Raw genomic sequence first — 21,235 nt, 5'->3', positions numbered from 1 at the left:
ATTACTATAATTAGACATTATAAATGGCAAAAAGTTACTACTTCTGTAGAACAAGCATAAACGCCTACGGCTTTTTTTAAGGACGGTAAGCGTTTAAGCGAGAAATATAATACTTAAAGTTGAACTAAGGCAAACTATGTTACGCTCCGCAAAACAGTTACGACCTAGCAACTCTATTTGACGGAGGGAACTATTACGCCTCTTAGCAACACTGTTTCTCTAGACCCACCCGAATCTCGGAGTGTAGTATAGAACAATACTATTCTTTGGGGGTTCTTTTTTTTGGAAAATTACAACGATATCAAACAAGGTGAAAAAGGAGCATGGCTAAGCATAGTTGCCTACATATTCCTATCCGCCATCAAACTGTTTATTGGTACGGTCGCGGGATCTCAAGCGCTGCTTGCAGATGGCCTGAACAACAGTACTGATATTATCGCTTCTATCGCCATACTAATCGGTCTTAAGATCTCCAGGAGACCGCCGGATTCCAATCATAGCTACGGGCATTTCAGAGCAGAGACCGTGGCATCCTTAATTGCTTCATTTATTATGATCGTTGTAGGGCTTCAAGTGCTGTACCAGGGCGTGAACAAATTTATTCAACCCGAACTGGAAAGTCCAGATCTTATAGCAGCCTGGACGGCAGTTTTTTGTGCTGTGATAATGATGGGCGTATATATGTATAACATTAGACTGGTCCGCTCTATTAATAGTAACGCTATGCGAGCAGTAGCACTAGATAATCGATCAGATGCTTTAGTTAGCATAGGTGCTTTTGTCGGAATTGTGGCTTCTGGATTTGGAATTCCATGGCTTGATCCGCTTACAGCGATTATTGTCGGCCTGATTATCTGCAAGACGGCATGGGATATCTTTAGTAAAGCTACACATGACTTAACGGATGGTTTTGATGCGGAAGAGCTTGAACTCATGAAAGAAACCGTTGCTGAAATTGACGGTGTGCAATCCATTAAAGATATTAAAGCTCGCATCCACGGGAATAACGTGCTAGTTGATACAACTGTATTAGTAGATTCCGAGCTTAGTGTGGTGCAGAGCCATGATATTACGGAAGAAATCGAAGAACAATTGAAAGATCGGCACCAAGTTTCAAATGTGCTTGTCCACATAGAACCTGTAATGAAGTAGAAACGGACAATGAATTGTGAATTGTGACTTTCCCATGGATGGATATGGGATTTTCCCTGTGATGTTGTTAATAGATCTTTTGTGCGGAAAGGTGGAGAATTAGTTGTATTTATCGATATGTTAATTTCAGGAAATGGAATGGTGATTTCGTGATTGAATGGAAGGATTCTTATGATATCGGTGTTGAGAAAATAGACTGTCAGCACAGACAGTTGCTGGCGAAATTGAATGAATTTTTTGATGCTTGCAGTAAGCAGCAGGGGAAAGAGAAGATCGAAGAAACGCTCAAATTCTTGAAGGAATATACCATCGAGCATTTTAGCAATGAAGAGCAATTGATGGAAGAGATCGATTTTCCTGAATTGGCGGAACATCGTAAGACGCACGCTAATTTTGTAAAAGCCGTTCTTGAATTAGAAGAAACGATTAAAACCAAGGGAGTCTCCGTTCTCTCGACGATTAAGCTTAACCGTACGTTAACCGATTGGCTTCTGAATCACATTAATAAATGCGATAAGCTAATTGGCGAATGTATGGCCACGCGTGATAGAGCAGTATAATTGAAGACCTCCAACGAAGATGCCGACGGGCATTTTCTTTTTTTTTTTTTGACGGGGAATGTGTTAAAGAATTGTAGTGCGTTATTTGATCCATTTTCCGAAGACAGCATCGTAATTTATACTGGGTTAACGGTTTGTGTTATGATTTGAGATAAGACGTATAGAGTTAGTATGGTAAAGGGGAGTGGAACGATGAAAACATTACGAATGTTAGCTTCAGGGTTTGCTATGCTGCTTATTCTGGGCCTTGTTAATTTTTACATTGGGTATCACGGTTGGCTGCTTGTCCATGAATGGTTCTCAGGTGCTTCCTCTGTTCTGTTCTGGACATTATTCCTGCTTGTTGCCTTTGCGTATGTCGTTGGAATGATACCTTGGCCTACAATAATGAAGCCGTTAGCCAGATTCTTTAAGGTGATTGGGTCGTATTATCTAGCTTGCATGGAATTCGCTATTATCATGTTGCCATTAGCTGATCTGTTATATGTGCTGCTGGGCTGGATGGGTGTCGATCGAACGCACTACGTCTCAGAAGCGGGTGGTACATTGCTAATATTACTGGTTGTTTTTCTAGTCTGGGGTTCGATCAACGCTTGGAGTACAGTAGTTCGTACCCATCCTATTCCCATTGATAAATCTATTGGAACTAGTACGCCACTTACCATCGCGGTTGCGTCCGATCTGCATTTAGGAAATATCGTCGGCAATCGGCATCTCAAAAAAATGGTTGCACAAATGAATGCTATGAAGCCTGATGTGATTTTGCTGGCTGGGGATGTACTTGACGATAGTATTGAGCCTTTTATTCGCAATAGTATGAGTGAACAGCTAAAGCAGCTAAAAGCACGCCATGGTGTCTACGCGGTACTGGGCAATCACGAATATTACGGTGGTTCGATCAAGGAATATACAGATTTAATGAGTAGCATAGGCATTAAAGTCCTACAGGATGAGGTTGAAGAAGTGGCGGGAACTTATATTGTAGGTCGAAAAGATAAGACTGCCGAGACGATGGAAGCCGGAGGTAGATTAAGCGTAAACTCCTTATTGAATGGCCTCGATCTGACGCGTCCTGTGATCATGATGGATCATCAGCCTACCGGATTTGATGTCGCTGCCCAAGAAGGCGTAGATATTCTACTCTCAGGTCATACGCACCGTGGACAGATTGCTCCTAATCACTGGATCACCAAGCGGTTGTTCGAACTGGACTGGGGCTACCTCCGCAAGGATAAATTGCATGTCGTTGTTTCCTCTGGTTATGGGACCTGGGGACCTCCAATCCGTTTAGCCAGCCGTTCGGAGATTATTAAGCTTGAAGTGGTGTTAGAAGGGACTAAACAATACAGTGAAGAAGCCGTGTCTACAAAGACGGTGTTAATCTAAAAGAAATCTTTAATGATATGAGGCTGCCCGAATCCGTAGAATTTTTCTGCGAGCTGAGGCAGTTTCTTTTTTTTGACAATTAGTAGAGCTTGTAGTATGGTTTAAAATAGTTAAGCACTTAACTAAATTGGAGTTGAAAAATCTAAGATGGATCATTTACAACCGTTGGTATTGAATCAGCCGCTACATACTCAGGCATTTTTCACTTTAGTTGATACTACTGCAAGTTTAGTTTCTGTCTCTGATAAATATTGGCAGTCGAAAGGATTAAATGGCGCAAGAATTCGTATCCTAGTAGAAATATCTAAACAGGGCGGAACGATTTTACCTTCTACATTGGCTCACAATATTGGGGTTACCAAAGCTAATATTAGTCTGTTGCTGATACCCCTAGAGAAAGATGGTTGGATTACCCGCTCGAACCATACTCAGGATGGTAGAAAAAGCGTTATTACAATTACGGGTGAAGGACAACGATTACTTTTAGAGCATCTTCCCGGAAATCGTCAAGCGGTCGCTGAACGTATGCAGGGTCTGGATGAACAAGAGCTTCGGCAACTCATCGTTTTATTAGAAAAGCTTAGCTATGGCTAAATATAAATAATGTTGTGGTCTCGAAAACATGGAACAGAAAGGCTGGGGTGTTATGTCAATTATGGTTACTGGGGCTACTGGTCAATTAGGAAGTTTGATTATAGACAATCTTCTTCAGTTTGTGCCGGCAGGTGAGATTATCGCATGTGTTCGTGATCGGGAGAAAGCAAATGATCTTTTGGAAAAAGGGGTTGAGATTCGCTTTGGCGATTATGATCAGCCTGATACTCTAATTCAAGCTTTTACAGGTGTAGCAGAGCTATTATTCATCTCTAGTTCACATCCCGATGATAACGTCAGATTAACTCAACATTCTGAGGTTATTCATGCAGCATCAAAGGCAGGGGTGAAGCATTTGCTGTATACAAGCTTCGCATTTCCACCTAAAGGACAAATTCCAGCTAATCATGTTCACTTACTTACAGAGCAGATGATTCTTAAATCAGGTATTGACTATACGTTTCTACGCAACGCTTTATATATGGATTTCGTGGATGTACTAGGGCTGAAAGAGGCGATCCAAAGCGGTGAGTTAATCACCTATCCTGGGAACTGGCTATTTAATTCGGTGACACGAAAGGATCTCGCTTTAGCTACGGCGGTCGTGCTTACAACTACTGGTCATATTAATCAGATTTATGAATTAACCGCACCGCGCTCTTGGGACTTCAGCGAACTTGCGGAGGTATTATCCGAGCTGACAGGAAAAAGAATCGTTCATCGGCAGGATTCAAGCATTCAGCACTGGATTTATTCACTCCTTGGGAAGATAGATACAGCTTCTACTTCAAAAGATATGGAGAGACTAATGGGACGGCCTGTTACCTCTTTGAAGGAAAGTATAATCACTTTCCTTCAGGTTTAAATAATGACTCTAACTAATTCAACTATATAGTGGTTCGATCTAAGGTAAGTAAATAATTATATTTACTGGCATGTTTTAATTCATCTAATATAATCCCATAAACAGTATCGCGGTATACTCCAACAGGTAGACCAAACCATATTTTGCGATACTTTTCGACTGCAGCCAGTTCACCTTGGAGTGCTTTTTCTAAACCTTCTTCATAGGAACTGATCCGTTGATATTGCTCACTACTAATTCCAGTGATATCTTGACCCGTAATTTCTTTGAACATCCCGCGGAACATGGAGTTGTGACCCCTTTCGTCATCTCGTATTGAGGTGATGATGGAGGCTTGCTCGGAATTTGGGGCCAGTTTGATAAGTTCATCATAGAAAAGCTCATCATTTCGTTCACCTTGCACAGCTTCTTTGATTAAATTTAATGCTTGAGGAAGAGAGGTTGCCCAGATAGGTTTGAAATCAGATCTATTCTGAGATAAAGGAGTCCAATTCATAGTTCTTATTACCTCCTGATTCGTTCGTTATTATTAGAGTAGTATATGTACGAATGCCCAAAATGGTCTCTTTCGGTTCTTTAGTTGTTCTAACCCTTTAAAGTTGATACTATGGGTTCATCCGTTATTCAGGGAGTGTAAACGATGAAAAAGATTTTAGTAGCAGATGACGATAGTAATATTCGTACATTATTAAAGCATGTATTGACCAGAGAAGGTTACCAAGTAATGGAGGCAAGCGATGGCCGGGACGCGATACATAAACTGAAAGAAAGCATTGCAGATTTAGCCGTTGTGGATGTGATGATGCCACATGTGGATGGGTTAGAGCTATGCCAGCATATAAGAGAAACGTATGATATACCGATCATTTTGTTAACAGCCCGGCAACAGCTAAGTGATAAAGAACAAGGCTATTTGCGGGGGACAGATGATTATGTAACGAAACCTTTTGAGCCGGAAGAATTGTTGTTTCGGATCAAAGCTTTATTTCGGCGTTATTCCATCGCTTCGGATGATCGGATTCGTTTAAATTCACTAGTTATTGATCGTAAAAATTATGAGATCACTGATGGTGATGAAGTACTACTGTTACCGGTAAAGGAATTTGAACTGCTCGCACAACTGGCACAATATCCAGGAAGACTGTATTCACGCAGTGAGCTGATTGAACTAGTGTGGGGAATGGATTATGAAGGTGATGAACGCACGGTGGATGTACATATCAAGCGATTGCGTCAACGGTTTTTGGATTATCAGAATGACTTTGTGATTCGGACGGTACGGGGAATTGGATATAAATTGGAGATGGTGAGCTCGTGAAGTCTTTGTATGTGAGAATGTGCATTCTCTTTTGCTCGGCCATTGTGGTGAGCAGCCTTCTTGGCTTCTTGGTGTCTAATATTTATTACCAAGCTCAGATTAAATCGCAGAACGATGCGAAGCTTACGGGGATGGCCATTGAAATCCAGCAGTTTGCAGAATCTCACCCGGAATCTATGGAGGATTACCTGCGAAGTGTAGCTGTACTGGGATATAAGATTTATTTAACCGATACAGAAGGTCAATCCCGGTTTTACGGCAAGCCATTTCGGAAAGAGGATTTAGAACCGCAACAATTAGAGAAGGTCCTGAATGGACAAGTGTATCACGGTGTTGCTGAGTTTCCTGACAGCGCATTTATTACAGGTTTTTTTGATAATCAATTACGCAATACGATAGGCGTACCTATTGAAGTCAATAATGAGACTTTTGCGTTATTCATGCGGCCGGATGCAGAGGTTCAGTTCGGTGAACTGCGCGTGTTTTTTGCTGTCATCATCGGTTTTACCGTGTTATTCAGTCTAGGATTCGTCATGATCAGCGTACTGCATGTGGTCAGACCCATTACTCGTTTGACAACGGCAACTAAACGGATTTCAAAAGGTAGATATGATATTAAATTAAATACTTGGCGCCGGGATGAGATTGGCCAGTTAGCCTCACACTTTATGATTATGAGTCGTGAGCTGGAACGGACCAATCGTGCGCGTCAAGAGTTTGTTGCGAATGTGTCTCATGAAATCGAATCGCCATTAACTTCTATTCAAGGATTTGCCCAAACCCTTAAAGATCCTACATTACCAGAGGATGAACGGATAGAGTACCTCAATATTATTGATCAAGAAAGCCATCGTCTATCGATGCTTAGTAAACAGCTGCTAACGTTATCTTCCCTCGATTATGATCCGAATTCCTTGCAGAAGAAACCTATAGATTTGCGTGCACAGCTTCGGCAGGTTGTACAAATCATGGAGTGGAGATTAACAGAGAAGCAATTAGCGGTTCGTTTAAGTCTTGCGGACATTAGCGTACATGGCGATTCCAATCTATTGTATCAGGTGTGGATGAACCTCATTACTAATGCTATCAAATATACACCCGCTGAGGGATCTATTATGATTTCCGCAAAGCTTGACGAAGGGAACTGTGTAGTAACCTTTTCGGATACTGGGGAGGGTATTCATGCTGAGGAATTACCACTCATCTTTGACCGTTTTTATAAAGTCGACCGGGCACGTACACGAGAAACGCATAGTAGCGGTCTTGGGCTGGCGATTACGCAAAAAATTGTAGAGACACATAACGGAACCATAGAAGTATCCAGTACAGTTGGCAAAGGCACGACCTTTACTGTAACTCTTCCGCTTTTGTAACTCGTTATTCATACTCCGTTCATTTTCATCTTCTAAACTGTGACTATACAGATTAGAAGGAGTGGTAATATGTTTCTAGCCTTAAGAGAAATGCGACATTCTAAAGCCAGATACCTGTTAATAATGGTAATCATGTTATTGGTTTCCTTTCTTGTACTTTTCGTAACGGGACTGGCCAGAGGATTAGCGTATGCTAATATCTCAGCAATAGAGAATATGCCGGCAAACTATTACGTGGTGCAGAAGGATGCGGATCAGACGTTTAGACGTTCTCAGTTAACGGATACGGAGCTTAATAGTGTTCGAGCAGTAGTAGGAGATAATAATGCCTCTTCACTCGCTCTACAGATGAGTACAGTGACTACGAACGATGTGGATACTAAAGCAGACGTAACTTTTTTCGCAGTTGATATGAACGGTTTACTGGCTCCAAAAGTGATTGAAGGTGACAAGATTACGAATGATACGCAGGGAAGTGTCATCGTTGATCGTGGCTTGGAACAGTCGGGCATTAAGATTGGTAGCACGATCCAAGATCAGGCAACTGGGAAGGAATTTAAAGTTACAGGATATGTTGAGAATAGCTCATACAGCCATACCCCAGTAGTCTATATTAACAATAAAGATTGGCAGGAAATGAGACAAGGCGTTAATCAAGGTAGTGAGGCTACATCCGGAGCACCTTTTAATGTAATTGCGCTTAATGCAAACGCAGGGCAAGTGGATAAGATCTCTGCTAGTACGAAAAATGTGGAAGTTATTACGCAAAAAGAAGCGATCTCTAATATTCCGGGTTATTCATCAGAACAAGGTTCACTGCTTATGATGATTGCCTTCCTGTTCGTAATCGCTGGTTTTGTTCTGGCTGTATTCTTCTATGTCATTACAATTCAGAAAACAAGCCAGTTTGGCATTCTGAAAGCCATGGGTACAAAAATGTCTTACTTGGCTTGGAGCGTTGTAGGGCAGGTCATGATATTGGCTATTGCAAGTCTAAGTATTAGCTTGCTGCTAACCTTTGGAATGAATCAGGTACTACCAGACACTATGCCGTTCCAACTGGAACCTTCTACGATTCTTTTAACCAGCGGCTTGTTCGTGGGGATGTCTCTTTTAGGATCACTTATTTCTGTCGCTAAAGTGGCAAAAGTAGATGCATTAGAAGCAATTGGGAGGGCTGGAGCATGAGTGCGAAATTATTGATGAAGCAAGTAACCAAGACCTACGGAGACGGCGATACAACGGTATCTGTTCTGAATAATTTGAATCTTATAGTCAATGAAGGGGAATTCGTTGCTGTCCTTGGACCTTCTGGAACAGGGAAGAGTACATTCCTATCAGCAGCGGGTGCGCTTCTTACGCCAACCAGTGGTGAAATATTCATAGACGGAGAATCTCTTACAGATAAAAGTAAAAGTGAGCTGACTGAGCTGCGATTAGAGAAGATAGGCTTTATGTTCCAAAGCGCACAGCTATTGCCTTACTTGAAGGTAGAAGAGCAGCTTCTCTTTGTAGCTAAACAGGGGAAGATGAGTTCTAAAGAAGCTAAGGAACGGGCAGCTGATTTGATGAAGCGTCTGGATATCTGGAAACGTCGAAACCATTATCCTGAGCAACTATCAGGCGGGGAGAAGCAACGTGTAGCTATCGCAAGAGCTTGGATGAATAAACCTGCAATCTTGTTTGCAGATGAACCAACAGCAAGCTTAGATTTCAAACGAGGCAGAGAAGTTGTGCAAATGATTGCTGACGAAGTAAAGAATGAGGGTAAAGCTGCTGTAATGGTCACTCATGATGAACGGATGCTCGAATGGTGTGATCGAGTGCTACATCTGGAAGATGGTCATTTGGTTGAACATGAGTTAAGCAAAATTTAGTAAAAAAACGATTCATGCTATTTATGGCATGAATCGTTTTTTTGGTGTGTGAACAATAGTTTGTTCTTATTTGTCAGCTATGGTGACTTGGCCTGAGCCATATGTGTCAAACCAGCCTTTAATCGTGTTGAAATCACTGCTGAATGACAGTGCCAGCTCTAATAGAATTCGGGCATGAGCTGCGTTCAGATTATCTCCGGCAATTATGCCATCACTTGAAGCATAGTTGGAACCGGAACCCGTACGCGTGGTAGACACGAAGATAACTCCGTTTTCCTTAATAGCTTTCGTACGAGCTTCTCCCATAGCTTTAGATACGCCGCCAGCCCCTGTGCCTGAAGTTACAATACCTTTTGCTCCATCTTGAACAAAACCTGTAATTGCCCCAGAACCGGCATCTTGATAAGCATAAGCAATTTCTACCTTAGGCATATCACTGCTCTTAATCTTTGTTAGATCGAATGGCGTTGCCCATTTGTCAGCGGTCAATAGTGCTCTGGAATTCGCTCGATAAATTCTTATATTATTCTCATCGATATATCCGAGGATTCCTAGTTGTGGAGATTCAAAAGTGTCTGTACGATAGGCATTCGTCTTGGTAACCTCTCTAGCCGTATGAATCTCGTCATTTAGCATGAGCACAGTACCGTAATATTTCGTCTTTCCGCTAGCTGCTAGTTTAATAGCGTTAAATAGATTGGCCTGAGCGTCACTTCCGATAACTGTCCATGGACGCATAGAGCCAGTTACTACGACAGGTTTGGAGCTACGCACTGTAAGATCAAGGAAATATGCAATTTCCTCCATCGTATCCGTACCTGTAGTAACAACGATGCCATCTTGGGTTTCTAGTGCTTTATCTACTTTTAAGGAGAGATCATATAGTTGTTGCATGGTATACGAGCCAGAGCCTGCATTCCCAAATTGATAGCTAGTTACATCGGCGAACTTTTTAAGGTTAGGCAGTGCTTTAACCATATCTTCCATTAACAAAGTCCCGGCTTTATAGTTCTGGAAGCTGGTCTCATCCACAGATTTACCGGCAATAGTACCACCGGTTGCTATGACTTGGACCTTTGGAAGCTTAACCGTTCCTTCAATCGTTTGGGTAACCTCAGCGGCGTAAGTGGTAGAAACGGGAAGCATTGTTGTAGCAGAGAAGAGTAGAGTGAAAGAGAGTCCTGCGGCAACAGTAGTTTTGGCGAGCATTGATTGTAATCCATTCATAGATGTAACCTCCCATTTGATTATGTATTCTCACGTTTATGTTATTTTATATTACATAAACGTGATTCATGATTGGATTATATCTATGAATGTATTATAATGACAAGTTTGCTAACATATTAATAAAACGCTTAAATACACTATTAATAAAGCATATCTATTGATTTCTTGTGTATACTATGAATTTTATTATATTATTATTAAAGTGAAATATAATATTAATGTTATATTTTATTACATAATAATAGAGATGAATAAATAACAAAATGCCGGACAATCTTTAGGAGATTGACCGGCATAGTTATTGGATTTACCTGACTACTTATCTTTTCTAGAGACAAGTAGTTTTTGAATAAAGACATGGGTAGCCATGGAGGAGGAGCTTTCTTTATGGCGAATGATGGAGAATTGTCTTTCAAGATGATGATGTCGGATGGGAAGCTCACAGATTTCACCACTTGCTAATTCTTTGCGCACAATCCATCTGGAGAGCATCGCGATTCCCAGACCTGCGGCAACGGCTTCCTTAACTCCTTGACTACTGTTGAAGACATAGGATCTTTTGACAGAAATCTCTTCTGCTTGAATGAAATGATCACTGAAAGCACGCGTTCCAGAGCCAAGCTCTCGCAGAACCCAAACCTGATTTTGTAGCATCCCTTGCTCCACAGAGACTATTTTTGACAAAGGGTGGTTGGCCGGGGAAACGATAATCATCTCGTCCTTCATGTAAGGTGTAACGATCAGATCATTCTCATGGGCTTCTCCTTCGATAAACCCAATATCCAATTCATTGGCTCTTACCCCACCAATAATTTCTTCAGTATTACCGATCGTCACCTGTAGCTTGACTTGTGGGTATTGATTTGCAAATTCCGCAAGTCTTGAGGGTAATATATACTCTCCAATCGTAAAGCTCGCACCAATATGTATACTGCCAGTAACCTCATCCTGTAGCATTTGTATTTCCTGATGAGCTTCTTCGAAGTGGGCCAATATTTGTTTGGCGTGGTTATAAAGTATTGTACCTGCTTCGGTTAATTTTACTTGTTTCGGAGATCGGTGTAGAAGCTTTGCGCCTAGTTCATTCTCAAGATTCCGGATATGTAGACTGACACCGGGTTGAGATAGATTCAGTAATTCTCCTGCTTTAGAGAAATGACTTTGCTCAGCAACTGTAACGAAAACCCGTAATGTATCCACAATCATAGAATTCCCTCACTAAAAGTCTCGAATGTATTTAAAGTTCCTTATCAAGCACGAACTGAGCTTTCTTCTGCGAAAATCCAATACGTGTATAGAAACATACCGCATCTTCTCTAGTTTGGTTGGTGCGCACTCTTAATTTGTTCACTCCAATTTGTGCTGCCCAGCGTTCACAGGTTTCAACAAGTTGTCTGCCGATCCCGTCTCCGCGATACTGCCCATCGACCACCAGACCACAAATTTCAACAAAGGGCGGAGATTCAATTAACATTCGCACATTGGCGTGAATCCATCCGATTAATTGGCTATCCGACTCTGCTACATAAATAGCATGATCTTTACGATTTCTGATATCTTGAAGTCTATCTGCTAGCTGTTCGATATTTAAAGGATATCCGAGCTCACTGGATAGTTTTGCAATATCTTGTGTGTCTTTAAATGTAGCTGTCCTAATATGTATGATCATCCGCCACCTTAGAAAAATGTTGTTTCATGCTGTTTTTTATTATAGTTCATCTCATTCAGAGGAACATCTCTATGTGAATTACTTCGTACTATTTCGATAAGTGGATGGGGATAGACCCATCGTCTTTTTGAAATATTTAGAGAAATGAGCCAATTCCATGCCGACTTGTTCCGCAATATCTGAAATGCTGTAATCTGTGTAAGAAAGCTGTCTTTTAGCGTGCTCCATACGTTTCAATTGAACATAGGCCATTGGAGTCACCCCCATGAATCTTTTGAAATAAGGTATAAAATAGTTCGGGTGCAGGTGGACAAGCTCTGCTAGTTCATCAATCTCTATGGGCTTATTTAGACAATTATCGATGTAATGGAGCACATGAGCCAGCTTACCATGGTCTCCGGTGTGTATGAATTGCGTCATAAAATCTGTATGACTACTGTCGCTCGATTCAAGACAAGTGGCAATGAGATTAAGCAAACAAGCCTGTGTGCGAAGGATAGATAAGACATCGTCTTTTTGAAATTGTTCGATCATCTCCACGAAAATTGCCCTTATTGAATCTGGATTTGGCGAATCACAGATGTATAATTTTTTCTCCGCATGGAATAAGGGCCATTCTCCAATGTCAGCATCAAAGTGGCAGTAATAACGGATATAGGGATCATCAATAGAAGTTTCGGTAGTTTGTGTGCTCCCCGCAGGCATGATCATTAGCTGACCTGGCTTCGGATAGTAGGTAATCCCGTTTATAATTACTTTCCCCTCACCCCCATCAATAAAATATAGCCGATTAAAAGCGGGGGTTTCCAGCGTGCGGTTCCATCCGGGATATCTATTACTAAGTTGGGCATGGGTCACAGTAACCTTGAGATTCTGCAGGAGACGTCCTGATAAGTTCCCTGAATTGTTCATCATTTAACTCCTTTAAAGCTTTTGTATCCTCATTATAACGGTTTCATTTAACTAAAACATCTTACTTAAATACAAATAGTTCTTAATTTCGATCATGTTCATGTCCTTAAATAAAGTATATCCTCTAACCATAACCATTAATAAGGAAGTGATCAGAGATGGGTACAGTTCGTTATGGGATTATTGGTATTGGAAATATGGGAACCGCACATGCGCAAAGTCTGCTGAGTGAGATTAAGGGGGCTGAGCTTACAGCCGTATGTGATATAAGAGAAGAACGTTTGAAATGGGCTGAAGAGCAGTTACCTGAGAATGTTAGGAAGTATTCTACGCCGAAGGAATTATTCGAGTCACGTATCATGGATGCGGTATTAATCTGTACTCCGCATTATGATCACCCTACACTTGCAATCGAAGCTTTTCAGCATGGTTATCATGTACTAGTGGAGAAGCCGGCAGGTGTTTATACGAAAGCTGTTCAACAGATGAACGATGCTGCAGCACAGTCTGACCGCAAATTTGGAATCATGTACAATCAGCGTACAAATCCTTTGTATCAGAAGCTGAGAGATCTTATTCAGTCTGGTGAGTTAGGTGAGATCCGCCGGACGAATTGGATTATCACCGACTGGTATAGATCGCAGAACTACTATAATTCTGGTGGCTGGCGGGCGACATGGGCGGGTGAAGGTGGCGGGGTATTGCTTAATCAAGATCCTCATCAGCTAGATTTATGGCAATGGACGACAGGCATGATGCCGAAGCGGATAAGAGCATTTTGCCACTTTGGAAAATATCGCAACATTGAGGTTGAAGATGATGTAACCGCTTATGTGGAATACGAGAATGGCGCTACAGGTCTGTTTATTACTACAACTGGAGAGGCACCGGGAACTAATCGTTTTGAAATCAATGGCGATAATGGAAAAATCGTAGTGGAAGACGGGAAGCTAACCTTTTGGCGTTTACGTACACCGGAGCCGCAGTTCAACGCAGAGTTCACGGGAGGTTTCGGTAGTCCAGAATGTTGGAAATGTGAGATACCTGTACAAGATGGCGGAGGGGAGCAGCATAAAGGAATTCTACGGAACTTTACGAATGCCATTTTGCATGATGAGGCATTACTTGCTCCTGGGGAGGAAGGGATTAAGGGGCTAACCCTTTCAAATGCCATGTATTTATCGGCTTGGACGGACAATTGGGTGGAGCTTCCGATGGATTCGGATTTATTCTACGATAAGCTGATGGAAAAAGTAAAAAACTCGACTTTCCAAAAGGAAACCTCAGAATCTAAAACATTGAATGTTAAAGGAACTCATTAAATCGAAAGAGAGAGGTTGAATCCTATGAAACGTTCGATGATTGCGGCTCAAATGTACACGTTACGTGATTATACTCAAACTGCGGAGGATTTAAGATCAACTTTTCAAAAGGTATCGGCAATGGGTTATGAGAGCATTCAGATTTCATCCATTGGACCGATTAATCCGATGCTCGTTAAAGAATATGCAGATGAAGCGGGGCTGGCTATATGTGCGACCCATGTGTCCTGGAATCGGTTAGTGAATGATCTGGATGCGCTTGCCGCAGAGCATAAGCTGTGGAATTGCAAATATATTGGACTTGGAAGTTTACCAGAAGAATTTCGTACGGGACTTGAAAGCTACCGGTACTTTGCGAAATTGATATCTGAAATTGCAATAACATTAAAAGAACAACACGGTTTGCAATTTGTTTATCATAATCATGATTTTGAATTTGAACGCTTTGAAGGTACTACTGGAATGGAAGTACTGCTCAATGAGACTGATCCATCAGTTGGTTTCATACTTGATTTATATTGGGTGCAGGCAGGTGGCGCGAGTCCGGAAGAATGGATACGTAAAGTTGAAGGCAGAATGCAGGTTGTGCATTTAAAGGATATGGCGATAGTTGATAGGAAACAGGTTTTTGCTGAAATAGGCGAAGGAAACATGAACTATGCGGAGATCATTACTACTTGTCGTGAGACGGGTGTTGAATGGTACGTAGTGGAGCAGGATGTTTGTAGACGTGATCCTTTTGAGAGCTTAGAGATGAGTCTGCGCTATCTCATTAGCTTATTATAGAATCGATAAGAAACCATTAGGAGGATTCTGATGAATAGAATAGATGGGATGACCTATGCACCCACATATGAAGCTAAACCTGTAGTGAAGCCAGGTGAATTCATCATCGCAGCTATTGCACTCGATCACGGTCATATTTACGGGATGTGTAATGGGCTGGTTGAGGCTGGTGCAGAGCTGAAATGGGTATATGATCCGGATGAAGAGAAAGTTAGAGCATTCATAGCCAAATATCCTGGAGTTAGGGCTGCTGAGTCTATGGATGAAATAATGGAAGATCCAGAGGTTCGCTTAGTTGCAGCGGCAGCTATTCCTTCAGAACGAGGCCCCTTAGGAAATAAGGTTATGGCTCACGGGAAGGATTATTTTACGGATAAAACCCCCTTTACAACACTTGAACAACTGGATGATGCTAGAGCTATGGTCGCAGCAACCAATCAGAAGTATATGGTTTACTATAGTGAGCGTCTTCATGTTGAAAGCGCAATCTATGCGGGACAGTTGATCCGTCAGGGGGCTATTGGTCGTGTTCTTCAAGTCATTGGATTAGGGCCGCATCGTTTAAATGCATCTAGCCGTCCAGAATGGTTTTTCGAGCGGGAGAAATATGGCGGAATTCTATGCGATATTGGCAGCCACCAAATTGAACAATTTTTGTATTATACAGATTGTCAGGATGCTTCAGTTGTTCACAGTAAGGTAGCTAATTATAATCATTCGTCTTACCCTGAATTGGAGGACTTCGGTGATGCGACGCTTGTTGGGGACAATGGGGCAACCCAATACTTCCGTGTAGACTGGTTTACGCCAGACGGACTCGGAACCTGGGGAGATGGACGTACAATGATCATGGGAACTGAAGGGTACATTGAACTGCGCAAATACAGCGATATCGGGCGTTCAAATACACCGGATCATGTGTACTGGGTGAACGGGGAAGGGGAGCATTACGAACATGTAGCTGGAAAGGTTGGATTTCCGTTCTTTGGTGAACTTATCCTCGATTGTCTGAACCGGACGGAGCTGTCCATGACTCAAGCACATGTCTTCAAAGCTGCTGAACTATGTTTGAAGGCTCAAGCCCAAGCGATGAATCTAACTCCTAATCAACTAAAATAGCGAATGGAATAATGAATGGAGGTGGTAAAGATGAACAAACTTGGAGTAGCGATTATTGGCTGCGGGGCGATATTTCCTCTCCATGCTAAAGCAATATCAGCAATAAAAGATGTAAATCTACTTCTAGTTGCAGATATTGATGCTGATAAAGCTACACGAGCGGGAATAGAATATGCCTGCGATGCCACTGATGATTATAGAGAAATATTAAATGATAATCGTATTGATGTTGTTCATCTCTGTACACCTCATCATCTTCATGCAGAAATGGCTGAAGAGCTATTACGTGCGGGGAAGCACGTGTTAACTGAAAAGCCAATCGCCGTGGACCTTCCTTCAGCCATGCGCATGCTGAAAGCAGCGCAAGTGAGCTCCGGCCAGCTTGGTGTGGTGTTCCAGAATCGTTATAATGATGCTTCCGTTTATATTAAGAAGACTATAGATTCTGGTGATTTAGGGAAACTGCTTTGTATGAAAGGTGTCGTAACCTGGCATCGAAACGAAAGTTACTACAAAGATAGCAATTGGAGAGGAAGGTGGTCCACGGAAGGCGGAGGTGTTCTAATTAATCAGACCATTCATAGCTTGGATTTACTACAGTGGTATGGGGGGGAGATTAAATCCGTGAAAGGCAGTATTACCACGGATGTGCTTGATGGCGTCATTGAAGTAGAAGATACTGCCCATGCTTGTATCGACTTTGCCAATAATGTTCGCGGGCTGTTTTATGGCACGAATACCTATCTTGAGAACTCTCCGGTGGAGTTGGAGCTAGTTTTTGAAGAGGGGACGCTTAACCTCCGTCGAGAGCACTTATATCTTTGGAAAGATGGGAAGGAAACCTTGGTTTGTGAGCCTATTTTCAGTCCTGCGGAAGGCAAATCGTATTGGGGGACTGGGCATAAGAGACTAATTGAGGACTTCTATGACCATATTTTCAGTGGATCAAAGTTTTGGCTAGATGGTCCTGAGGGGATAAAGGCGCTGGAACTGGTGAAGCGTATTTATAGCTCATCGCAGAGGAACAAATAAGTCATAAATATAGCGAAGGCTGTTCCATATGTAGATTTATCTACGAATGAGGCAGCTTTTTCGTGTTTAGTGACTTCCCGCATTTGGTTAAACACTAAGAAGACTACGACTTGCAGAGGAAGATGGATTTGATTAATTCTCCTTAGTGGAATAATCTAAAGTAAGTATAGGTTATTAACAGCAAGATATCTGGAGGGTGCATACAATATGGAGAAAATACTACTGAACATTAGAACGAACACCAAGCTAATTTCCATTGTGCAGACCATTGTTTTTATCTTTGTCATATTATACGTACTGATGTTTCTTTCTGGTGGATTATTCACCACCTTTTTTATTATGCTCATTGCTTGTTTTGTTAGTGTAATTGCTGCTTTACTCATGCTAATTCGAAAAAGCTTCTTATGGGCAATTGTTGATCTTGCTGCTGCGGGCGGTATGTTCATTTATTTTATTTATAATGCTTAACTGTTATTAATCCTTGCAAGAAGCGGGTTTATGGCTGTAGCATAAGTTCCTTAACCTGGAGGACTTATTTCTCTCTTTTTTGCAAGCTTTTAAATAATTTATTTTTTTCATATAATAGTAGATATTAAATTTATAAATAATTGTAATACACTCGGATAAGGGTATAATTGAGACAGAAAAGGTGTGACGCCTAAGAAGGAGCGCCCACATCCTTTCTGCAAAATTCAGGGGATAAGGATGGTAATAATGGGCAAAAGTGCAACTGAAACAGACGTCATTTTAATTGGTGCTGGAATCATGAGTGCGACTTTAGGAACACTTTTAAAAGAATTAGTGCCGGATTGGAAGATTAAAGTGTTTGAAAAGCTCGAAAATGCAGGTGAGGAAAGCTCTAATGAATGGAATAATGCAGGAACTGGACATGCGGCGCTCTGCGAGCTTAACTACACTGTCGAAAAATCCGACGGAACTGTAGATATAAGTAAAGCCATCCAAATTAATGAACAGTTTCAACTTTCAATGCAATTTTGGTCTTATTTGGTAAATCGTAAGTTGATACATAATCCTCAGGACTTTATCATGCCCTTGCCCCATATGAGTTTGGTACTAGGGGAGAAGAATGTAGCTTTTTTGAAGAGAAGATTTGAAGCGCTGTCAAAAAATCCTTTGTTCCAAGGAATGGAATTTTCCGATGACTCTAGCAAATTAATGGAATGGATACCGCTTATTATACAAAATCGTCCATCGAATGAACCTATAGCAGCAACAAAAATCGACTCAGGCACAGATGTTAACTTTGGTGCTTTAACGCGTATGTTATTTGATCACTTAAAGAGTAAGAATGTAGATCTCCATTATAAACATAGTGTGGATGGAATCAAACGTACTAGCGATGGGTCGTGGGATTTGAGAGTGAAGAACGACAGCGGTACTATTGAACACCATACTGCAAAATTTGTCTTTGTTGGTGGCGGGGGAGGAAGCTTGCATATCCTGCAAAAATCCGGTATTCCTGAAGGGAAACATATTGGTGGATTCCCGGTAAGTGGAATATTTATGGTGTGTAATAAACCAGAAGTTATAGCCCAGCATCATGCAAAAGTATACGGTAAAGCTAAGGTTGGAGCGCCTCCAATGTCTGTTCCGCATCTGGACACTAGATTTATTGACAACAAAAAATCTTTGTTATTTGGACCGTTTGCTGGCTTCTCACCAAAATTTTTAAAAACCGGATCAATGTTTGATTTGATCACTTCCGTAAAACCGGATAATCTCCTAACGATGCTGTCGGCAGGTGCAAAGAACATGTCTTTGACCAAATACCTGATCGAGCAAGTGTTGTTATCGAAAGAAAAACGCATGGAAGAATTACGAGAGTTTATCCCGAATGCCAAAATAGAGGATTGGGATTTAGTCGTAGCAGGCCAACGCGTACAGGTAATCAAAGATACAGAGGACGGCAAAGGTATCCTACAATTCGGTACAGAGGTAATTAGCGCCGCAGATGGTTCGATTGCAGCATTGCTTGGGGCTTCCCCAGGTGCTTCTACGGCTGTTCACGTGATGCTTGAAGTACTTAATAAATGTTTCCCTCAGCATATAAAAGAGTGGGAACCGAAAATTAAAGAAATGATTCCTTCTTATGGCCTGTCACTACTGGAAAATCCAGAGCTTTTGCATGAAGTGCACACATTAACGGCGACTACATTGGGTCTAGGTGGAAAAGAGCGAGTGCATAGTTAAGCAATGATCAATCGCTCGAAAGTATGATAATTTACAGATATTCCCTTCAAGAAAGCCTATGGATTTCATTCATAGGTTTTTTGTTTAGGGAATTCGAAAAGAAAGAAGGGGGGATGAATATGAAACGAGGCATCATTTTTAAAATTCCTAATGAATACGGGAAAATACTTGGAGAGCTGTTAAAGCCATTTAATACCGAAACATTCAATTGGTATATAGGTGGCGAGGAGTCTTATTTTATTCAAAACGATACATTAGGAGAGGTCATGTTCCATGAAGAAATTTATGGAATGGACGGCAGCGTTCTGAAAGAACTTTTGGAGAATAACGAATACTATATCATCTTTGCGAACTTCAAGGCTTTTCCACAAGAGAAGGACGTAATAGATGTTCAGACCTATGAGGAGTTCTTAAATAGTGATTGCCAGCTTGTACTTTTAGTCGTCGATTGTGAATATGCTACGGTTTATTGTAAAGACCAGGGGATGCTTGAAGCACTGTGTCATAACGCAATTTCAAATGGATATGATGATGTTCAGTACATTACGAATGAGAATGACTTCAGAACAAGATTATCAGTATGGTAGAAGGAAACCGTAAGGTTGATTTGACGAACAAATCATTCATTTGTTACAATGACCCCATCAATTAGGAAAAGGATGAGGACGATGGTTCGTCGTTTGAAACGGTTTAAGAATGTCGCTACTGTATCAAGCTTCTAAGTATAAATGCTATAAATTACTTAGAAGCGAGGGAAAAGAATGAAACAACAGTTGTTTAACCACTGGTCAGAAACGAAGTATTTAAAGGATATTGTCACCAACCCAATGATTGAGGTAGGGGATTACTCGTACTACTCTGGTTATTACGATAGTCATCATTTTGAAGACGGGTGCGTCAGATATCTTTGGGGAGACGAAACGTCAAGAAAGTTATTTAACCCGATCGAAGATTTTGGGTGGCATTTAGATAAATTGATTATAGGAAATTATGTTTGTATTGCAAGTGGTGTAATTATTTTAATGGGTGGAAATCACAATCATCATCCTGAATGGATTACCGTGTATCCTTTTGTGGACCAGATTGAAACCTCTTACGAACCTAAAGGTGATACGATCATAGAAAGTGATGCTTGGATTGGGATGAATGCAATGATTATGCCAGGTGTGAAAATAGGTGAAGGTGCTATTGTTGCGGCAAGCTCGGTTGTTGTAAAAGACGTTCCACCATATACAATAGTAGGTGGCAATCCTGCTAAAGAGATTAGAAAACGATTTACAGATCGTGAAATCGAAAAGTTAAAGGAAATGCGTTGGTTTGATTGGAAACGTGAGAAAATTGAACAAGCTACGTCTATCTTTTCAAGTTCATCGATTGATCAATTATATGAGTTTTATCTAAGAGAAATAAAATCATAACACAATCACAACAGGCTGCCGCAAATATTCGGCAGCCTGTTCTTTTATCAGTTAAGGTAGTTTAACAATAATTGTTATTTACCAGATTAATCCTAATTAGTATGATAATATGATTGGGCTCATCTAATCTCTTGGGAGGAAAGTGTGCTAGATATATGAAATATATTGAATTTGGTCTAGGCAATACATGGTTTATTAGAACCGAAACGGAGTTAGAGGATGGAAGTGAATTTGAAGAAAAAGGAATTGTGAAACCGGTAAGGTTCCATTCTCTATATATCAGGATTTGGATTGGTAAAACTGTAGTAATCCTAGACTTAAAGCAAGGTTTTAAAAAAAGTAAGAAAAGTTATAACGCGTTTAAGATTATTTTTGGTATAACAAGTCTCTAGAATGGAGGAGCATACATAT

Annotated in this window: 23 protein-coding genes; 18 read left to right on the top strand and 5 right to left on the bottom strand. The window is 41.1% G+C overall.

Annotated features, from left to right (window positions below; genetic code table 11):
- The first annotated feature begins 282 nt into the window (after nucleotides 1–282).
- The 5 genes from MKX35_RS20655 (at nucleotide 283) to MKX35_RS20635 (ending at nucleotide 4,557) form a co-directional block, all read left to right on the top strand.
- Nucleotides 283–1,152: a cation diffusion facilitator family transporter gene (locus MKX35_RS20655; protein WP_076298938.1), complete on the top strand. Its 870-nt coding sequence runs from the start codon at nucleotides 283–285 to the stop codon at nucleotides 1,150–1,152.
- Between the two features lie 149 nt (nucleotides 1,153–1,301).
- Nucleotides 1,302–1,712: a bacteriohemerythrin gene (locus tag MKX35_RS20650; RefSeq protein ID WP_081382799.1), complete on the top strand. Its 411-nt coding sequence runs from the start codon at nucleotides 1,302–1,304 to the stop codon at nucleotides 1,710–1,712.
- Nucleotides 1,713–1,904: 192 nt separating this feature from the next.
- On the top strand, nucleotides 1,905–3,098 hold the full coding sequence (locus tag MKX35_RS20645; protein WP_076298939.1) for a metallophosphoesterase: 1,194 nt from the start codon (nucleotides 1,905–1,907) through the stop codon (nucleotides 3,096–3,098).
- Between the two features lie 147 nt (nucleotides 3,099–3,245).
- On the top strand, nucleotides 3,246–3,692 hold the full coding sequence (locus MKX35_RS20640) for a MarR family winged helix-turn-helix transcriptional regulator (protein ID WP_076298940.1): 447 nt from the start codon (nucleotides 3,246–3,248) through the stop codon (nucleotides 3,690–3,692).
- A 28-nt stretch (nucleotides 3,693–3,720) separates the two neighbouring features.
- On the top strand, nucleotides 3,721–4,557 hold the full coding sequence (locus MKX35_RS20635; RefSeq protein ID WP_341044419.1) for an SDR family oxidoreductase: 837 nt from the start codon (nucleotides 3,721–3,723) through the stop codon (nucleotides 4,555–4,557).
- A 22-nt stretch (nucleotides 4,558–4,579) separates the two neighbouring features.
- Here MKX35_RS20635 and MKX35_RS20630 read toward each other — a convergent pair whose 3' ends face one another.
- Nucleotides 4,580–5,053 carry a ferritin family protein gene (locus MKX35_RS20630; protein ID WP_076286353.1) on the bottom strand — a complete coding sequence of 158 codons (474 nt, stop codon included), beginning with the start codon at nucleotides 5,051–5,053 and terminating at the stop codon, nucleotides 4,580–4,582.
- A 144-nt stretch (nucleotides 5,054–5,197) separates the two neighbouring features.
- On the opposite strand from MKX35_RS20630, the gene MKX35_RS20625 reads away from it, so the two are divergent.
- From MKX35_RS20625 to MKX35_RS20610, 4 genes are all read left to right on the top strand, one after another.
- Nucleotides 5,198–5,875, top strand: coding sequence for a response regulator transcription factor (locus tag MKX35_RS20625; RefSeq protein WP_042187886.1), 678 nt, complete (start codon nucleotides 5,198–5,200; stop codon nucleotides 5,873–5,875).
- Entirely contained in the window at nucleotides 5,872–7,248 is a 1,377-nt protein-coding gene (locus tag MKX35_RS20620) for a sensor histidine kinase (RefSeq protein ID WP_076286352.1), read from the top strand. Before MKX35_RS20625 ends, MKX35_RS20620 begins: the two co-directional genes overlap by 4 nt.
- Nucleotides 7,249–7,338: 90 nt before the next feature.
- Nucleotides 7,339–8,436: an ABC transporter permease gene (locus MKX35_RS20615; RefSeq protein ID WP_341044418.1), complete on the top strand. Its 1,098-nt coding sequence runs from the start codon at nucleotides 7,339–7,341 to the stop codon at nucleotides 8,434–8,436.
- Nucleotides 8,433–9,125, top strand: a complete 693-nt coding sequence (locus tag MKX35_RS20610) for an ABC transporter ATP-binding protein (RefSeq protein ID WP_042187892.1) — start codon at nucleotides 8,433–8,435, stop codon at nucleotides 9,123–9,125. Before MKX35_RS20615 ends, MKX35_RS20610 begins: the two co-directional genes overlap by 4 nt.
- A gap of 66 nt (nucleotides 9,126–9,191) precedes the next feature.
- Here the strand turns inward: MKX35_RS20610 and MKX35_RS20605 are convergent, their stop codons facing one another.
- The 4 genes from MKX35_RS20605 to MKX35_RS20590 all read right to left on the bottom strand — a co-directional run bounded on the left by MKX35_RS20605 (nucleotide 9,192) and on the right by MKX35_RS20590 (nucleotide 12,939).
- Entirely contained in the window at nucleotides 9,192–10,352 is a 1,161-nt protein-coding gene (locus tag MKX35_RS20605) for an asparaginase (RefSeq protein ID WP_076286350.1), read from the bottom strand.
- Nucleotides 10,353–10,670: 318 nt separating this feature from the next.
- Complete coding sequence (locus MKX35_RS20600) at nucleotides 10,671–11,561, bottom strand: LysR family transcriptional regulator (RefSeq protein WP_076298942.1); 891 nt, start codon at nucleotides 11,559–11,561, stop codon at nucleotides 10,671–10,673.
- Between the two features lie 31 nt (nucleotides 11,562–11,592).
- On the bottom strand, nucleotides 11,593–12,024 hold the full coding sequence (locus MKX35_RS20595) for a GNAT family N-acetyltransferase (protein ID WP_076298943.1): 432 nt from the start codon (nucleotides 12,022–12,024) through the stop codon (nucleotides 11,593–11,595).
- Between the two features lie 78 nt (nucleotides 12,025–12,102).
- Nucleotides 12,103–12,939, bottom strand: coding sequence for a helix-turn-helix domain-containing protein (locus MKX35_RS20590; protein WP_305953478.1), 837 nt, complete (start codon nucleotides 12,937–12,939; stop codon nucleotides 12,103–12,105).
- Between the two features lie 155 nt (nucleotides 12,940–13,094).
- Between MKX35_RS20590 and MKX35_RS20585 the strand changes: the two genes are divergently transcribed.
- The 9 genes from MKX35_RS20585 (at nucleotide 13,095) to MKX35_RS20545 (ending at nucleotide 21,216) form a co-directional block, all read left to right on the top strand.
- On the top strand, nucleotides 13,095–14,258 hold the full coding sequence (locus MKX35_RS20585) for a Gfo/Idh/MocA family protein (protein ID WP_076285835.1): 1,164 nt from the start codon (nucleotides 13,095–13,097) through the stop codon (nucleotides 14,256–14,258).
- A 24-nt stretch (nucleotides 14,259–14,282) separates the two neighbouring features.
- Complete coding sequence (locus MKX35_RS20580) at nucleotides 14,283–15,044, top strand: sugar phosphate isomerase/epimerase family protein (RefSeq protein ID WP_076285834.1); 762 nt, start codon at nucleotides 14,283–14,285, stop codon at nucleotides 15,042–15,044.
- A gap of 30 nt (nucleotides 15,045–15,074) precedes the next feature.
- Nucleotides 15,075–16,163: a Gfo/Idh/MocA family protein gene (locus tag MKX35_RS20575; protein ID WP_076285833.1), complete on the top strand. Its 1,089-nt coding sequence runs from the start codon at nucleotides 15,075–15,077 to the stop codon at nucleotides 16,161–16,163.
- Between the two features lie 30 nt (nucleotides 16,164–16,193).
- Nucleotides 16,194–17,195, top strand: coding sequence for a Gfo/Idh/MocA family protein (locus MKX35_RS20570; protein ID WP_076285832.1), 1,002 nt, complete (start codon nucleotides 16,194–16,196; stop codon nucleotides 17,193–17,195).
- 207 nt (nucleotides 17,196–17,402) lie between these two features.
- A complete protein-coding gene (locus tag MKX35_RS20565) occupies nucleotides 17,403–17,663 on the top strand; it encodes a hypothetical protein (RefSeq protein ID WP_076285831.1) in 261 nt (86 codons plus the stop codon).
- A gap of 246 nt (nucleotides 17,664–17,909) precedes the next feature.
- Nucleotides 17,910–19,406: a malate:quinone oxidoreductase gene (locus MKX35_RS20560; protein ID WP_042187913.1), complete on the top strand. Its 1,497-nt coding sequence runs from the start codon at nucleotides 17,910–17,912 to the stop codon at nucleotides 19,404–19,406.
- A gap of 119 nt (nucleotides 19,407–19,525) precedes the next feature.
- A complete protein-coding gene (locus MKX35_RS20555; RefSeq protein ID WP_076298945.1) occupies nucleotides 19,526–19,993 on the top strand; it encodes a DUF2691 family protein in 468 nt (155 codons plus the stop codon).
- A gap of 174 nt (nucleotides 19,994–20,167) precedes the next feature.
- A complete protein-coding gene (locus MKX35_RS20550) occupies nucleotides 20,168–20,824 on the top strand; it encodes a CatB-related O-acetyltransferase (RefSeq protein WP_076298946.1) in 657 nt (218 codons plus the stop codon).
- A 155-nt stretch (nucleotides 20,825–20,979) separates the two neighbouring features.
- Entirely contained in the window at nucleotides 20,980–21,216 is a 237-nt protein-coding gene (locus MKX35_RS20545) for a DUF3977 family protein (RefSeq protein WP_076285828.1), read from the top strand.
- Nucleotides 21,217–21,235: the final 19 nt, after the last annotated feature.

Source organism: Paenibacillus sp. FSL R5-0923, from assembly GCF_038009145.1.
GTDB lineage: Bacteria > Bacillota > Bacilli > Paenibacillales > Paenibacillaceae > Paenibacillus_AQ.
Note: the sequence above shows the minus strand (reverse complement) of the source record. Positions and strands in the feature narration are given on the sequence as shown.

Coding starts and splice junctions, on each gene's coding strand:
- MKX35_RS20640 (WP_076298940.1), top strand. CDS start 3,246: ATGGATCATTTACAACCGTTGGTATTGAATCAGCCGCTACATACTCAG.
- MKX35_RS20645 (WP_076298939.1), top strand. CDS start 1,905: ATGAAAACATTACGAATGTTAGCTTCAGGGTTTGCTATGCTGCTTATT.
- MKX35_RS20550 (WP_076298946.1), top strand. CDS start 20,168: ATGAAACAACAGTTGTTTAACCACTGGTCAGAAACGAAGTATTTAAAG.
- MKX35_RS20585 (WP_076285835.1), top strand. CDS start 13,095: ATGGGTACAGTTCGTTATGGGATTATTGGTATTGGAAATATGGGAACC.
- MKX35_RS20565 (WP_076285831.1), top strand. CDS start 17,403: ATGGAGAAAATACTACTGAACATTAGAACGAACACCAAGCTAATTTCC.
- MKX35_RS20555 (WP_076298945.1), top strand. CDS start 19,526: ATGAAACGAGGCATCATTTTTAAAATTCCTAATGAATACGGGAAAATA.
- MKX35_RS20590 (WP_305953478.1), bottom strand. CDS start 12,939: ATGATGAACAATTCAGGGAACTTATCAGGACGTCTCCTGCAGAATCTC.
- MKX35_RS20610 (WP_042187892.1), top strand. CDS start 8,433: ATGAGTGCGAAATTATTGATGAAGCAAGTAACCAAGACCTACGGAGAC.
- MKX35_RS20560 (WP_042187913.1), top strand. CDS start 17,910: ATGGGCAAAAGTGCAACTGAAACAGACGTCATTTTAATTGGTGCTGGA.
- MKX35_RS20605 (WP_076286350.1), bottom strand. CDS start 10,352: ATGAATGGATTACAATCAATGCTCGCCAAAACTACTGTTGCCGCAGGA.
- MKX35_RS20600 (WP_076298942.1), bottom strand. CDS start 11,561: ATGATTGTGGATACATTACGGGTTTTCGTTACAGTTGCTGAGCAAAGT.
- MKX35_RS20580 (WP_076285834.1), top strand. CDS start 14,283: ATGAAACGTTCGATGATTGCGGCTCAAATGTACACGTTACGTGATTAT.
- MKX35_RS20615 (WP_341044418.1), top strand. CDS start 7,339: ATGCGACATTCTAAAGCCAGATACCTGTTAATAATGGTAATCATGTTA.
- MKX35_RS20630 (WP_076286353.1), bottom strand. CDS start 5,053: ATGAATTGGACTCCTTTATCTCAGAATAGATCTGATTTCAAACCTATC.
- MKX35_RS20575 (WP_076285833.1), top strand. CDS start 15,075: ATGAATAGAATAGATGGGATGACCTATGCACCCACATATGAAGCTAAA.
- MKX35_RS20635 (WP_341044419.1), top strand. CDS start 3,721: ATGGAACAGAAAGGCTGGGGTGTTATGTCAATTATGGTTACTGGGGCT.
- MKX35_RS20595 (WP_076298943.1), bottom strand. CDS start 12,024: ATGATCATACATATTAGGACAGCTACATTTAAAGACACACAAGATATT.
- MKX35_RS20545 (WP_076285828.1), top strand. CDS start 20,980: ATGAAATATATTGAATTTGGTCTAGGCAATACATGGTTTATTAGAACC.
- MKX35_RS20625 (WP_042187886.1), top strand. CDS start 5,198: ATGAAAAAGATTTTAGTAGCAGATGACGATAGTAATATTCGTACATTA.
- MKX35_RS20570 (WP_076285832.1), top strand. CDS start 16,194: ATGAACAAACTTGGAGTAGCGATTATTGGCTGCGGGGCGATATTTCCT.